10 protein-coding genes are annotated in these 15563 nt (G+C 41.9%); 6 read left to right on the forward strand and 4 right to left on the reverse strand.

Annotation, left to right across the window (positions count from 1 at the left end):
• Nucleotides 1–174 precede the first annotated feature (174 nt).
• The 4 genes from J0L83_00120 to J0L83_00135 all read left to right on the forward strand — a co-directional run bounded on the left by J0L83_00120 (nucleotide 175) and on the right by J0L83_00135 (nucleotide 3251).
• Nucleotides 175–750, forward strand: a complete 576-nt coding sequence (locus J0L83_00120) for a hypothetical protein (GenBank protein MBN8662950.1) — start codon at nucleotides 175–177, stop codon at nucleotides 748–750.
• Between the two features lie 233 nt (nucleotides 751–983).
• Entirely contained in the window at nucleotides 984–1475 is a 492-nt protein-coding gene (locus tag J0L83_00125; GenBank protein MBN8662951.1) for a hypothetical protein, read from the forward strand.
• Nucleotides 1476–1837: 362 nt separating this feature from the next.
• Entirely contained in the window at nucleotides 1838–2413 is a 576-nt protein-coding gene (locus J0L83_00130) for a hypothetical protein (GenBank protein ID MBN8662952.1), read from the forward strand.
• Between the two features lie 190 nt (nucleotides 2414–2603).
• Entirely contained in the window at nucleotides 2604–3251 is a 648-nt protein-coding gene (locus J0L83_00135) for a hypothetical protein (protein MBN8662953.1), read from the forward strand.
• 247 nt (nucleotides 3252–3498) lie between these two features.
• Here the strand turns inward: J0L83_00135 and J0L83_00140 are convergent, their stop codons facing one another.
• Nucleotides 3499–4485: a ketoacyl-ACP synthase III gene (locus tag J0L83_00140; protein MBN8662954.1), complete on the reverse strand. Its 987-nt coding sequence runs from the start codon at nucleotides 4483–4485 to the stop codon at nucleotides 3499–3501.
• A 120-nt stretch (nucleotides 4486–4605) separates the two neighbouring features.
• Between J0L83_00140 and ruvA the strand changes: the two genes are divergently transcribed.
• Nucleotides 4606–5196: a Holliday junction branch migration protein RuvA gene (ruvA, locus tag J0L83_00145; protein MBN8662955.1), complete on the forward strand. Its 591-nt coding sequence runs from the start codon at nucleotides 4606–4608 to the stop codon at nucleotides 5194–5196.
• 37 nt (nucleotides 5197–5233) lie between these two features.
• Nucleotides 5234–12550: a cell surface protein SprA gene (sprA, locus tag J0L83_00150; GenBank protein ID MBN8662956.1), complete on the forward strand. Its 7317-nt coding sequence runs from the start codon at nucleotides 5234–5236 to the stop codon at nucleotides 12548–12550.
• Nucleotides 12551–12593: 43 nt separating this feature from the next.
• Here the strand turns inward: sprA and J0L83_00155 are convergent, their stop codons facing one another.
• The 3 genes from J0L83_00155 to J0L83_00165 form a co-directional block, all read right to left on the reverse strand.
• On the reverse strand, nucleotides 12594–13148 hold the full coding sequence (locus J0L83_00155; protein ID MBN8662957.1) for a transposase: 555 nt from the start codon (nucleotides 13146–13148) through the stop codon (nucleotides 12594–12596).
• Nucleotides 13149–13230: 82 nt separating this feature from the next.
• Complete coding sequence (locus tag J0L83_00160) at nucleotides 13231–14562, reverse strand: ABC transporter permease (GenBank protein MBN8662958.1); 1332 nt, start codon at nucleotides 14560–14562, stop codon at nucleotides 13231–13233.
• Between the two features lie 17 nt (nucleotides 14563–14579).
• On the reverse strand, nucleotides 14580–15515 hold the full coding sequence (locus tag J0L83_00165; protein MBN8662959.1) for an ATP-binding cassette domain-containing protein: 936 nt from the start codon (nucleotides 15513–15515) through the stop codon (nucleotides 14580–14582).
• Nucleotides 15516–15563: the final 48 nt, after the last annotated feature.

Consider the following 15563-nt stretch of genomic DNA (forward strand, 5'->3'; position numbering starts at 1 on the left):
AAGCCGTTTTTAAACGGTTATAAACGTTTAGTTAAAACAAAACGGTTTGTATTGACGCAATTACAATGCAAAAGGTAGAATGCTAGTCGATTGATTTTCAATCATCATTTTTTGCTATATGCAGTTAGTCTAGGTAATTCTATTGCGTATATTTATGTGTTGCAAGCAATTTTAATGACCAACATTAATATGAAAGAAAATAATAAAATTGAGATTCTTTTAAGCAAAGCCAAGTTGACAAAACTTTTAATTTTTAGTGTTTTGTTTTTATCAGGTGGACTTTGGATGATTATTTCAAATCCACAGACAAGCAACCCAGTTTTCAATAATCCAATTTTAAAGACAATTGCTTCTTATGGCTCGACAATTATGGGATTATTAGGAATGTACTTTTTTACCAAAAAAATGTTTGACAAAAACCCTGGACTTGTTTTGAGTGACCAAGGTATTTATGACAATACAAGTGTTTTTAAATTCGGACTCATTCCTTGGACAGACATTTCAGAAATTTACGAAAAGACAGTGCAAGCATCTATTGCTTCGAAACAATATTTTGTTACTATTGGACTAAATAATCCAGACAAATACATTTCTAGGGAAACAAACGCTTTAAAGAGAAAGTTGTTAATAGCTAATGCAAAAAATTATGGTTCGCCAATTCATATTTCGACTAATGGTTTAATGACAAATCATAAAGACTTATTGAAGTTGGTTAATGAATATTTTGAAAAGTATAAAAGTGCAAGTTGACAAAAAACTGCTTGCAACAAAAGGTTTGGCAATATTGGGGCAGACGTAATAAGCATCAACATTTGTAATTCTATTTTCCTTTCGTCACTGGCTCGACAGAACTCGCCTCAACATTTGTAATATCAATTAGCAACAGTAACTATATTTGGCTTCAGTTCAGGCGTGACGTAACGCAGTTGCCCCAACATCGCCAAGCCTTGAACGTTATAGGGCATTTTAAGACGACCGAAACAATGATAAGAACGATAACAATTTTGACTTTTTTACTGCTGACAACTTGTAGGGTTTTCGGGCAGACAGACACGACTTTTAAAAAGGCAGACCACTACAAGACAAAGCAGTTTGACGTGGCAATTTTCCCTTCAAATTATTTTGACCTTATTCCCGGACAGCGTTTTACTCCAACAAGACAGGAAATTGACCAAGCAGAAGCTTCGTTGGCGACAGACTTAAAGACCTTAAATAATCAGTTGATAAACCAATCCTCTACACCTATTATTCATAAAAATTTGCATAAATATAAGCGACAGTATTTTGGCTACATTGATAAAAATGGTGACAGGATTTTGCTCATTAACTGTTTTTGGTCAAAAGACAAGGACGACACAGATGGTTGGTTAACAGGTAGAGTTATGGTGCTTGACGGTGGTAGTTATTATTGGAACATAAAATTCAATCTTGACAAAAAACAACTCTTTGACCTTGATGTAAACGGTTACGCATAAAATGGACTTACTTGGACAAATATTATGGTTTGCTATGTTCGTAACCCCAATCTTGACAATACCTTTGGCTTGGCGCTTGTTGGACACGAAAAAGATTTATCGAGTAATCGTTGGACTGCTCTTCGCATTGACACTTTCGTTCTTTCTTTATCATATCAGTTTAGCAATTATTTTTAGAGATGGAATGGGACCAGGTTGACAAAGGAAAAACGCCCTATAACACGGGTTTTCCGTCAGGCGGGGTGATGTGCAAACTTGAAGCTTTGTGCTTCTATTCAAGTTCAGTGCAGGTTGACAGTTTTGCGCTCCGAAACCCGCCCGAACGCAAAGCCCGAAAACGTTGGGCGTAATTCTTTTCAATTTTGGAACTATTAGAATCTATCCATCAAAAAATAATAAGCGAACTAGACACGCGTGGAAAAGTAAGCCAATTCTTGCTTGCGAATGCAACAATAAGACCGACCTCATCAATATATAAGAACAATCAATCTCCATCCCTCAAGTCTAGAGCATTTAGACCAAGTAGACCGATCAAGATATTTTACATAGTATTTGCTGTGTCGATATGGGCAGCTATTTTCTATGCAATAAGGGTACAAAAAGATATCAATCAAGGTGGATTAGCAATTGTAATGATTGCGTCACTTATAATTACAATAAACGTGTTATGGCAATTTTTTTATGATAACACATTAAATTTTTCCATACAAATAGACCCCTTAGGGATAACCGTCGATGATCAGTTTCTTGAATGGGAAAAAATAAGAGAAACATCAATATTAAATATCCCGGGGCGAGGGCGAGGACTGAATTATTTGATTATAATTTTAGAAAATGACGAGTATCTAAGCTTTGAATTGACAAACTTCTATACGTCAAGAGGAATAGTCAAATCCCTGTCAAAATATATCGAATATTTTAAAGCTCATGCGGCTTAGAACTACGCCCAACATCAGCTTTGCAAAAGTTGGGCTGACGAATATCGCCCATCGGCTGTAGGAATTCTGACCGGGCTTCAGTAATTTGGCTTTAGCTAATCGGGGCTTTAGTGGCCAAGCGAGCGATAGATCACCTCCTCCCACCTTCGCAAAGCCCAAGCCGTTAGCGGCTTTAAAATGACCGACCACGATGAAGGAAATTCCAGATAATAAGTTTACACGACATCAATTCAATGCCTTCTTAGGACACCATTTAACCTTTGCAAATTACTTTGGTAGTTATGAAAGAGCCTTTGAAGCTTTAATGGAAAATGTATATCAATCGGGAAATCATGTTGACAGACTTGCTTATCCAATTTTATTCATTGCTAGACATTGCATGGAATTAGGATTTAAGACGAACATCAGATACTTTCTGAAGTATTCAGAAAAAGATGATTTTAAAAAGGCAGGAACTCACGATTTAGAAAAATTGTTCGGAGCTTTTAAGTTGCACATTGCCGAAACGATAAAGAACCTTAAATCAAAGCATGGAATTGAGGTTGACAAAGCAGATATTGAAGAGTTCAATAAATATTGCGAAGAGGTTAACAAGCTGACAAGCATTTTTCATCTACTTGATAAAAACTCAGACAGTTTTCGTTATCCCGTTGATAAAGAAAACAATAACTCTTTTGAACAAAAGGATACTATAAACTTGCTTGATGTTAGAGACCTTTACGAGAAAACTTCAATTCTACTGACCCATACAGCAGACGTATTTGGGAAATATACCGACTACGCTGACGAAATAGAAAATATGTATGAACAAGAAATGAGAGAAATTTACGGGTACTGAAATTACAGCAGCTAACAAAAGGTTTGCCACAAAGCTGGTCTCAACGATAGCCTTGTTGGTCGTAACCCAATAATGCCAGCAACAATAACTTATCGTCAGTCGCCTGCCCCGAGAATTCGGGAGCCTGCCCCGAGCATTCGGGGTCAATAATCAAATGATAATCTTCAATCAACAACTATCAATCGTCAGTCGTCATACGTCAATCGTCAATAATCAATTAACAATCAACAATAGCCAATCATCAATATCAATACGCCCACTTCACCCAGGTAGCGCCCCAGGTAAAGCCACCACCGAATGCAGCGAGTACGATATTGTCGCCCTTCTTCAGTTGGCTTTCCCACTCCCACAAACAAAGCGGAATAGTAGCTGCGGTAGTATTGCCATAACGTTGAATATTGATCATTACTTTTTCCTTGGGTAAGCCCATGCGGTTGGCTGTTGCATCAATGATGCGGAGGTTAGCTTGGTGTGGTACCAGCCAGGCAATGTCTTCACCGGTAAGTCCATTACGTTCCAGCAATTCAGCACTTACATCGGCCATGCCTTTTACGGCAAATTTGAAAACAGCCTGACCTTCCTGATAGGCAAAATGTTCTTTGGCTAATACAGTTTCCATGGTAGCTGGCTTCAAAGATCCACCGGCTTTCATATGCAAGTACTGACGGCCACTGCCATCGCTGCGGAGAATACTATCCAATACACCTGCACCATCTTCGTTTGGTTCCAGCAAAACAGCGCCGGCACCATCCCCAAAAATGATACATGTAGCACGATCGGTATAATCAATAATCGCGCTCATTTTATCTACGCCTACCACAATCACTTTTTTGAAACGGCCACTCTCAATATACATGGCACCCGTAGTAAGCGCATAGAGAAAACCGCTACAGGCAGCACTCATATCATAACCCCAGGCATTGTTAGCACCCAGTTTATCGGCAATGATATTCGCGGTAGCAGGAAACACCATATCCGGGGTTACGGTAGCACAAATGATACAGTCAATTTCTGTAGCATCCATATTGCGCTTGCGCAGGATTTCTTGAACAGCAGGCACGGCCATATCGCTGCTGGCTTTGCCCGGCTCTTTCAGAATGCGGCGTTCTTCAATGCCGGTTCTGGTTCTGATCCACTCGTCGTTGGTATCCACCATCTTCTCCAGATCAAAATTGGTGAGTTTGGTTTCAGGAACATATCCGCCAACGGCGGTGATGGCTGCTCTGGTGCTCATACTGGGTTTTCTTTGAGGGCGCAAACTTAATCCTTTTTAGACAGGATTAAGGCCAAAATAAGCTAACGCAGGTTAGTCAAACCACGCTTACTTCATGATTTCCATGTACTTTTAGGCTCTATGATCGCTTTTGTTAGAGGCCATTTTGCAGTAAAAACACCGGCTCGGGTGGTGGTGGATGTCAATGGTGTGGGTTATGATCTCCAAATCAGCCTGCATACTTATTCGGCTATCAGCCAGAAAGACAGCGGCCTGCTCTTTACCTATCTCCATATCACCGAGAATGCCCATACATTGTTTGGCTTTGCCGATACGACGGAAAAAGACCTTTTTCTACTGCTAATCAGCGTCTCCGGTGTAGGTGCTACTACTGCCAGAATGATGCTCTCCGGCATGAAGCCAGATGAGATAATTCAGGCCATTGCACAAGGCAATACAGCTCAATTGGAGAAAATCAAGGGTATCGGCAAGAAATCTGCCGAGCGTTTGGTGGTGGAACTGCGCGATAAAGTAGGCAAGCAAATGGGCGATAAAGCATTGAGTGTCACAGGTACTGCAGCGCCCATTCCGGGTCAGGATGCTATTCAGGCCCTCATAGCCCTGGGCATTGCCCGTAATGCAGCTGAGGCAGCGGTACAAAAAACGCTCAAAATGATGGATGGAGACGTATCTTTAGAACTCATTATTAAACAAGCACTTAAAAATATCTGATATCGGCCCAACGTTACTTGACCAAGCAGACTGACTTTTGATTTTTTCGCGCTGGAAATATTTGCTTTCGGGCCTCATCACCATCTTGTTTTGTTGTTGCGGTAACCTGTTGTTCGCTCAACGGACAGATTCTTTGCGTTACCCTATTAGCGACAGAAGAACCGATCTGTTCAGCGCCGGTAAATCGCATGCTTTCGATTTCAATGATTCACTCTACCTCAAGCGGGAAGTGAAATACGATCCCAAGACCAAAACCTATTATGTTGAAGAGCGTATAGGCAGCAAAACCTATCGCAAAGCGGTACCCATTTCTTTTCAGCAATTCTACCAGCAACAAAGCAGACAGGCTGAAGTGGATTATTTCCGCAAGCGTGCAGATGCCATCACTTTACTCAATAAGAAAGTAGCCCGGCCAAAAATGCGTGTGTATGATCAGTTGTTCGACAGGATGTTTGGTCTCGGTCCCAATGGTTTGAAAGTAGATATCCGTCCACAAGGTGAAGTGAATATCCTCGCCGGTTATCAAGGGCAAAACATCAAGAACCCCACACTCGCAGAAAGAGCACGCCGCAATGGTGGTTTTGATTTTGACATGAATGCCAATCTGGGTGTGAATGCCAGCATTGGTGATAAGCTGCGCTTTCCCATCAACTACAATACCTTATCCAACCTGAATTTCGATAATCAGATCAAACTGGATTATAAGGGTATGGATGATGAGATGATCAAGAGTATTGAAGCCGGTAATATTTCTTTTCAATCGAAAGGAACACTGATACCCGGTGCGCAAAACCTCTTTGGTATCAAAACACAATTACAGTTTGGAAAATTATTTGTTACAGCTGCTATTGCCAACCAGCGTTCGCAAAGACAATCTGTTGCTTTGCAGGGTGGCGCATCTACCAATACATTCCAGAAGAAGCTGGATGATTATGAAGAGAATAAACATTTTCTCTTAGCCCAATACTTCCGCAATAATTTCAATAAGTCCATGTCGCAATTGCCGATTGTGAACAGTCAGGTACAGATTCTGCGTATGGATGTTTGGGTAACGAATAGAACAGGTGCTACAACAGAATCGCGCGATGTGGTGGGTTTGATGGATTTGGCAGAAACCAATCCGCATAGAGTAGGTGTGGTGAATCCTTTAACCACCAATCAACTTCCTGATAACCGCGCGAATGATTTGTATGCTTACCTCACAGCTAATCCTGCCAACAGAAATCCGGTGCAGATTACGAGTCAGTTATTGGCAAAGGGCTTAAGGCCGGTAGAAGATTTTGAAAAAACTTTCGCGAGAAAATTATCACCCAACGAATATTATTTCAATCCACAAATTGGTTTTCTCTCACTGAATACACAATTGCAACCAGATGAAGTGCTGGGTGTGGCTTTTCAATACACATTCAATGGACGGGTTTACCAAGTAGGTGAATTTGCGCAAGATGTTGGGTTGGATTCAACACAGGGCGTACAAAAGGTCTTGTTCCTGAAATTATTGAAAGCTACTTCGCAAAGACCGTCATTGCCGATCTGGGGTTTGATGATGAAGAATGTGTACACGCTCGATTTATTTGGGGGTATTCAGCGTGAAGATTTTAAGTTGAATGTTCTGTACGAAGAACCCAGTGGTGGTTTGAAAAGATATTTACCGGAAACTGCACCCGCGGTGGAAGGTCAGCCTTTGTTGCGCATCCTGAATTTAGACCGTCTTAATAACCGAAATGATCCACAGCCGGATGGGGTGTTCGACTGGATTGATGGCTTCACCATTTTACCACAACAGGGTCGAGTGATTTTTCCGGTGTTGGAACCATTTGGTCGGGATTTGGACAGGCTTGCTTATAACGGACAAGCTGCTGCGCTGAAGCAGAAATACATTTACTATCAATTGTACGATTCAATTAAAGCCATTGCCCAGACCTATGCCAATGTGAATCGTTTTGTGATGCAAGGCCAGGCCAAGGGAACGGGTGGTTCTGAAATTTTCCTCAACACATTCAATATTCCGCAAGGATCAGTCACTGTTGCAGCTGGCGGACAATTACTCCGTGAAGGAGCAGACTATGTGATTGATTATAATCTGGGTAGTGTAAAGATTTTGAATCAGGGTATTTTATCATCTGGTATTCCTGTGCAAGTATCATTTGAAAACAATGCCGGCTTTGGTTTACAACAGCGAGGCTTCTCCGGTTTGCGTTTGGATTATTTGGCAAATAAAAAACTGGCTTTGGGTTTTTCAACTGTGCGTTTGGGTGAGCGTCCCTTCTTTACCAAGATGAATTACGGTGATGATCCCATTCGAAACACCATGTTTGGATTGGACTTTAGTTATCGCTCAGATTTGCCCGGCTTAACACGTGCGTTGAATAAGCTGCCTTTCTATTCAACTAAAGCCCCATCGAGTATTACAGCTTATGGTGAAGCAGCTTTATTGAAACCCGGTCACCCACCACAGATTGGTCGTGCAGAACAAGGCTTGATTTATTTAGATGATTTTGAAGGCACACGAAACAATATTGATTTGCGTTTTCCTTTTGTTGCATGGAATCTTGCTTCCACACCACAGGGTAATCCCAAATTTCCTGAAGCTACATTAACCGATTCGGTTGATTACAATAAGAATCGCGCCAAATTAGCTTGGTATCAGATTGAACCCAACCTGCAGGATAAGAACAGTCCGAATAACCCCTTGCGCAGAAACCTTGCTGAATTGAGCGATCCGCGTGTACGTCAGGTATTCACGAATGAATTGTTCCCGCAGCGTACCACCAATATCACAGATATACAAGCTTTCACTTTTGATATGGCTTTTTATCCGCGTAACAAGGGTCCATACAATTTTGAAAACAGAATTGGTCAGATCACAGACAGTGGTCATCTTACCAATCCCGCTGCTCGCTGGGGTGGTATCATGCGTGCATTGGATCAAACAGATTTTGAAACAGGTAATATTGAATTCGTTGAGTTCTGGATTCAGGATCCATTTATCCGTAATACCAATAGTCGCGGTGGTAAATTATTCTTGAACCTCGGTAATATCAGTGAAGACATCCTGAAAGATGGCAGAAGATTTTACGAGAACGGTTTGAATACACCAAGTATTCCGGCTGCTGTAGATAGTAGCAACGCATGGGGTAAAGCACCGGTGAACCCAATTCAGATTACGCAAGCATTTAGTAATGATCCTGCCGACAGACCATTTCAGGATGTGGGATTGGATGGGGTGGATGATGCTGCAGAAAGAAGAAAGCGTCAGAACTACCTGAACAGACTGGCACAAAACTTTGGTACAAACTCGTTCATCTATCGTCGCGCATTGAACGATCCATCAGATGATAACTATGTCTGGTTCAGGGATGCGAGTTATGATGGATCTGCTACAGGTATTTTAGGACGTTACAAGAATTTCAATAACCCGCAGGGCAATTCACCTGTGGCTACAACGGGCGGACAGTTTACGCCAGCCGCAACCTTGTATCCAGATAATGAAGATTTGAACAGAGACAATACGCTTAATGAATCGGAAGAGTATTATGAATACCAGATTGATCTCTTCCCCAATATGAATGTGGGCAGCAATAAATACATCACTGATAGAAGAACGGTTACCGTGAATTCTGCGGATGGTATTCGCAGAACCGAGAACTGGTATTTGTTCCGTGTGCCGATTCGTGATTACAGCAGAAAAGTGGGGAATATTCCTGATTTCAAATCCATCCGCTTCATGCGCTGGTATATGACAGATTTTGAAGACTCTGTTGTGCTGCGTTTTGTGAAGATGGATCTGGTGCGTAACCAATGGCGTCAGTTCACGTACAACTTAGATACAGCAGGTAATTATATCAAGCTGCCCAATAACTCGCCAACAACTTTTAATACACTGGCCGTAAACCTGGAAGAGAATAGTGCACGCCAGCCGGTAAACTATGTGATTCCACCGGGTATTGAACGCGTACAACAGCTGAGTAATAATGGTGTGAACTTATTGCAGAACGAGCAGGCATTGAGTGTACAAGTACGCAACCTGCCTCGCGGTGATGCGCGTGGTGTATTCAAGACTGTGCCATTTGATATGCGTCAGTATGGTAAGCTCTCCATGTTTGCGCACATTGAATCCATTGTTGGTCAGGCTGCATTAAGAGATGGTGATGCCAATCTGGTGGTGCGTTTGGGACAGGATTTCTTGAACAACTATTATGAAATCAAGATTCCGTTGAAAGTAACACCGCCGGGCACGTACACGCCGGGTCAGGCCAATATTGTCTGGCCCGATGCGAATAATTTAGATTTTAGTTTGCGTGAATTGGTGGATTTGAAATTGCGGCGTAATCAAACGAATCAATCTTTCACGACCATTTATCGAGAGCGTATCGGCAATAAAACCTTCTCCGTTTTTGGTAACCCGAACTTGGGAGAAGTAAGGGGTATTTTGGTGGCAATAGAAAATGCCAATCCAACCAGCACAGCGCCCATGCATGCAGAAATGTGGGTGAATGAATTGCGTTTGTCTGAATTAGATGAGAAATCAGCATGGGCTGCATTGGGCAGGGTGGATATGAACCTTGCTGATCTCGGTACATTATCTGTTTCAGCGAATACCTACACACAAGGTTTCGGTACCATTGAACAAAGGGTGAATGAACGTGCGCGTGATAACTTGGTGCAGTTTGATATTGCTACCAATTTGAATGCAGGTAAATTAACGCCAGCCAAGTGGGGTTTGTCCTTACCGGTGTATGCGAGTATTAACAGAACCATTCGTGCGCCACAGTACGATCCTTATGATCGGGATGTACTGTATAAAAGCAAACTCAATGCAGCAGGTAATAAACGAGATTCTATTCGTAATGCAGCATTGGATCAAACCACGATCAAGACCATCAATTTCACCAATGTGCGTTTGGCGCCTTCAGCGCGTAAGCCTCAGCCATGGCGCTTAAGCAATTTTGATTTTAGTTATTCTTTCACGCAGACAGAGCAGAGTAGTCCGCTCATTACTGAAAATAAAATTACCCGTCACCGCGCAGGAATGGGTTATACGTTCAGCGGACAGCCCAGATACATTGAGCCGATGCGTTACCTCATCAAGGGGAATAGCAATTGGTTGAAATGGCTGAAGGAATTCAATTTCAACCTGACGCCATCCTTGATTGGTTTCCGTGCAGATGTGAACCGACAATTTGGACAATTCATACCACGGATTGTTAATACTGTTGATAGCAAAGTTGAAAGAGTAGATACCACATACGACAAGTTCTTCACCTTCGATCGTTTCTATAACCTGCGTTGGGATTTGTCGCGTTCTTTGAATATTGATTTCTCTGCAACCAATAATGCGCGTGTAGATGAGCCATTCGGCAGAATTGATAGGGGTCCCAAGCGAGATTCGGTAAGAGACAATTTCCTGAAGGGTGGTAGAAATACTTTGTATCAGCAAACAGCTAACCTTACCTATACTTTGCCATTGAATAAGATTCCATTGGTAGATTGGATTAATGCGCGGTATAGTTATAAGACCACCTACAATTGGGTGGGTGCTAGTTTGATTGCCCGCAGTTTGGGTAATGTCATTGAAAATGGGCAGGACAATAACCTCACCGGTGAGTTTGATTTCAGAAGACTCTATGCTAAATCTAGATGGTTACGTGCTTTAGAGGATTATACCGTTCCTGTTCGTTCAGATGCAGATGTGCAGGATAATAAGAACAAGCGTAAACGTAAGCCTACACCACCGCCACCGGGTCCGGATTTACAGCAATCAGTTTTGGGCAGCACATTGCCATCAAAGGAAGAAGTGGTGAAAGATTTGAAGGGTAAAGCACGCAGAGAAGCTTTGCGCAAATGGCGTCAACAGAGAAGGGATGAGCGTTTGGCCCGAAGACTATCCAAGCAAAATGAACCGGTAGAGATGAATGATTTTGTGCGTGCTGGTGGACGACTATTGACGATGGTGAAGAGTGTGAATGTTAGCTATACAGAAAATCTGCGCAGCAGATTGCCGGGCTTTATGGATAGTTCAAGAATCCTGGGTAATAATTTCAGCAGTATGGCACCGGGCCTGGGTTATGTTTTTGGCAAGCAGCCCGATACCAATATGCTGAACAATTTTGCCAGCAGGGGTTTGATGAGTAGCGATAGTAATTTCAATTTCCTTTTCCGTCAAAATTTTGAGCAACGTTTGAGTATCACTGCACAGGCAGAGCCCATACGAGAATTCAATATCAGTATCAATTTGGATAAGTCCTTCAATAAAGACTATTCAGAATTGTTCAAGGACACATTGAGTAATGGCAAGTTTGCGCATTTGAGTCCGCTTGCATCAGGTGGCTTTAGCGTATCATATATGGCCTTGAATACTTTATTCAGAAAACAAAACCCCAACGAGATATCACAAACATTCCGTGAGTTTGAACAGAATCGACAGGTTATCTCACGCCGTATTGCGGCAACCAATCCATACTGGCAATCCTTGCCACCAGGACAGCAGTTTACATCAGATGGTTATGCGCGTGGTTATGGCCGTTATTCGCAGGATGTGCTGATTCCTGCATTCCTTGCTGCTTATACCGGTAAAGACCCGAATAATGTGCCTTTGATTGGACAGAATAACAGCTCAATCAGAACCAATCCATTCAGGGGTATTCTGCCCAAACCGAACTGGCGCGTGACCTACACGGGTTTGACCAAACTGCCGGCCCTTGCTGAGAAATTCAGCATGATTACTTTATCGCATGGCTATAATAGCACATTAAGCATGAACAGCTTTGCCAGTGCATTGCTCTATCGCGATCCATTTGGTTTGGGTGCGCCAGGCTTTGTAGATACGGTGAGTGGTAACTATATACCCTATTTCCTGGTGCCGAATTTATCGATGCAGGAAGCATTCACACCTTTGATTGGTGTGGATATTACAACAGTGAATCAGCTTAACCTGAAGTTTGAATACAAGCGAAGCCGACAGCTGAGTTTGAGTCTGGTGGATTTTCAGTTGGCTGAAACAAGAAGTACCGAGTGGGTATTTGGATTCAGTTGGCGTAAGCGAGGCATCAAGCTGCCTTTCCAATTACCTTTCATGAGAGGTAAGACCATGGAGAACGATCTTAGTTTTAAACTGGATCTGTCTATGCGTGATGAACAACAGAGCAATAGTCGCTTAGACCAGAGTAATGCCTATGGTACTGGCGGACAAAAAGTCATCACCATTCAGCCTGCGATCGATTATGTGTTGAATAACCGTATTAACCTGAAATTTTTCTTCGATCAGCGTAGAGCGATTCCTTATATCTCTACTTCGGCGCCAATTACCAATACGCGAGCGGGTGTTCAGGTAAGGATTAGTTTGGCGCAGTAAACAAATGCAGTTGGCCTAAGTTTTAAACTCAGGCCAACTGCATTTAAAGCAATTCTAGTTTTAAAAGTCCGCAGTTTTTGCCATAGTAGTAATCTCTTGCAGAGCTATAGATATACTCTTCTGATTTCTCAACTATGCCGGCAGCAACTGGATTATTATGAATGTAATTTAGTTTCTGGCGTATGAAGCGTCTGCTGAATATTTCTATTGGATGATTATCTTGTTGCCAAAATTGATACTGCTTGTTACGGCTATTTGCCTGGCCTTTCTGTCTGAAGACCTGTAACATCCATTCTTTTCGGCTTTCTCTTGGATTCGCAATAATTGCTTTAATGATTTTTTTGCTGGTATATTTTTTGAAATCTCTTAAAATATCACTTGGGTTATTATCTCTTGCAGAGATTACTAAATGAACATGATTGCTCATGATGCACCAGCTATGTAGTATTAAACCTTTTTCTTTTTGGCAATATCGTATGCTATCTAGCAGTAAGTCTCGATATACTTTTCTTGTAAAGACATCAATCCATTCAACTACTGCAAAAGTGATAAAATGAATGGCTTCTTTGTTTCGAATTTTATAGCCGCCAACAGCCATTGGTTTTCTATCATTAACAACAAAACTTATATTATAGTAGTTATCCTGAGTTTTAAACTCAGGATAACTACAAATTATTTATTTAGTATTTCCGAAAAGCCCATTTCCACATTTCCTTCCAAGTCACTTTCTTGCCATACATCAGGATGCCTGTTCTATAGATTTTGCCTGCCAACCATGTTGTGGCAATAAAACCTGCAACCAATAAGGCCATACTTAATAATAATTGCCATACAGATACCCCTTCAGGAATGCCATGACCAATACGAGCCATCATTACAATTGGTGATGTAAGCGGGAACAAGCTACCGAATACTGCAATCGGACTGTTGGGGTCATTCACTGCTTTGGTCAGAATCACAAAAGCAAAAATGATGGGCATGGTAATAGGCAGTAATAAGCTTTGTGCATCTTGTGGATCTTCATTTACAGCACTACCTACAGCAGCAAATAATGATGAATAGAGGAAATAGCCGCCCAGGAAGTAGAAAATGAAACAACCAATAATCAATGGGAAATTAATCTGACTCAAGCCGGCCATTAAACCATCTAATGCACCACTCTGCTTGGCTGCATTCATGGCACCTGCTGCACCTGGCTGTATTGCCTGTGATTGCATAGACTGCGCCAGCTCAGGGAAAATTACTGGTAAAAGGAATTGTAAGCCGATAATCAGTATGCCCCAGATGATGAATTGGGTTAAGCCAACTGCACCAATGCCAATGATTTTACCCATCATCAGTTGGAAGGGTTTTACACTACTTACAATTACTTCTGCAATACGGCTCACTTTTTCTTCCATCACGCCACGCATTACCATCGTACCATAAATAAATAGTACCATGTAGATAAGAATGCCACTGATGAAACCCACACCATAACTGATGCCTGCTTTAATGCCACTATCGCTTTTGCCAGCTAGTGTTGTATAGTTGATATCACTGTCTTTACGCAGGCTGTCTAACAATGTCTTTGAAATATTCATCTTGGCCATGCGCTTCTCTTCCAATCGCTTATTGATGCTGCGCTGGATATCTTCACGCGTCATGATGCCAGTAGCTTTACCAGATTTAAAGTACAGCTCGCTCTCATCACTATCGAGTGTGTAGTTCTCAGGAACGAATAAGTAGGCGTCGTATACTTTTTTCTCTAACTGCGTTTTCAGTTCTGCAGTATCAGACTGTACGATTTTAAAGACAACTTCTTCCTTTTTCGATTCTAGTTTTCCTTCAAAAATATTGGCCTTGTCAACCACCGCAACTGTGTAATCATCAGATCCCTTTACAGAGAAGAAAATGATGGCTGCGTAGAAACCAAAGATCAAGAGGGGTAAACCGATTGTAGTGAGTAGGAAGGTTTTCTTTTGTACACGAGTGAGGAATTCTCTGCGTGCAACAATCCATATTTTATTCATAATACTTTGTGTTGAGGTTATTGAACTGGTTGAAATGCGCGGGTGGTTGACTTAGTGCCTTCCACCAGTCTGATAAAGATGTCGTTCAGTGAAGGCAATATTTCATTAAAGCCCTCTACTGTCAGATTTTGCTGAATCAGGTATTGCAATACATCATTGCTCTTGAAGCCCTGCTGAATCTTTACCGTTAGTTGATTGGCATTTTGTTCCAACACATCAAATGCAGCATGGCTCAAACCATTGGGCACTTCTGATAATTTAATGCTGAACTTGTTTTCCTTGAATTGTTGCTTCACATCATTTACAGTACCATCCAGAATTTTCTTACCAAGGTTTACTAATACAATATGGTCACAGATTTCTTCTACCTGCTCCATTCTGTGTGTACTGAAGATAACGCTGCAGCCACGTTGTGCCAGACCGTAGATTTCATCTTTGATCAAATTCGCATTTACAGGGTCTAATCCACTGAATGGTTCATCCAGAATGATGAGTTTGGGCTCGTGCAGTACCGTTGTCACAAACTGGAGTTTCTGGCTCATACCCTTACTGAGGTCTTCCACTTTCTTATTCCACCAGCTCTCCATTTCCATGCGTCTGAACCAAAACTTGATTTTTTCCATTGCTTCTGCATGGTTCAAGCCTTTGAGCTGGGCCAGGTACAAAGCCTGTTCCCCAATCTTCATTTTCTTGTACAAGCCTCTTTCTTCGGGCATGTAACCAATCTTCAATACATCTTCAATGGGGTTGAAGGATTGGCCGTCGAAAATAATTTGTCCGCTATCGGGGTAAAATATCCCCGTGATCATGCGCAGGAGGGTGGTTTTACCGGCACCGTTGGGTCCCAGCAAACCAAAAATGCTACCGGCCTTCACCTCGAAACTGATATCATCCACCGCTTTCTGCGTGGCATAATATTTCTTCAGGTTTTGTAATTCCAGGATGTTACTCATTGGTCTTGGTTTTGATAAATGTAGGAAACTGCCCACATTGGTAGCAGT

This window comes from Chitinophagales bacterium, assembly GCA_017303835.1.
Lineage (GTDB): Bacteria > Bacteroidota > Bacteroidia > Chitinophagales > Chitinophagaceae > JAFLBI01.

What these genes read in the sequence shown, in the direction of transcription:
- J0L83_00120 (MBN8662950.1), top strand. Translation starts at nt 175, where the DNA reads ATGACCAACATTAATATGAAAGAAAATAATAAAATTGAGATTCTTTTA.
- J0L83_00125 (MBN8662951.1), top strand. Translation starts at nt 984, where the DNA reads ATGATAAGAACGATAACAATTTTGACTTTTTTACTGCTGACAACTTGT.
- J0L83_00135 (MBN8662953.1), top strand. Translation starts at nt 2,604, where the DNA reads ATGAAGGAAATTCCAGATAATAAGTTTACACGACATCAATTCAATGCC.
- J0L83_00140 (MBN8662954.1), bottom strand. Translation starts at nt 4,485, where the DNA reads ATGAGCACCAGAGCAGCCATCACCGCCGTTGGCGGATATGTTCCTGAA.
- ruvA (MBN8662955.1), top strand. Translation starts at nt 4,606, where the DNA reads ATGATCGCTTTTGTTAGAGGCCATTTTGCAGTAAAAACACCGGCTCGG.
- J0L83_00155 (MBN8662957.1), bottom strand. Translation starts at nt 13,148, where the DNA reads ATGGCTGTTGGCGGCTATAAAATTCGAAACAAAGAAGCCATTCATTTT.
- J0L83_00160 (MBN8662958.1), bottom strand. Translation starts at nt 14,562, where the DNA reads ATGAATAAAATATGGATTGTTGCACGCAGAGAATTCCTCACTCGTGTA.
- J0L83_00165 (MBN8662959.1), bottom strand. Translation starts at nt 15,515, where the DNA reads ATGAGTAACATCCTGGAATTACAAAACCTGAAGAAATATTATGCCACG.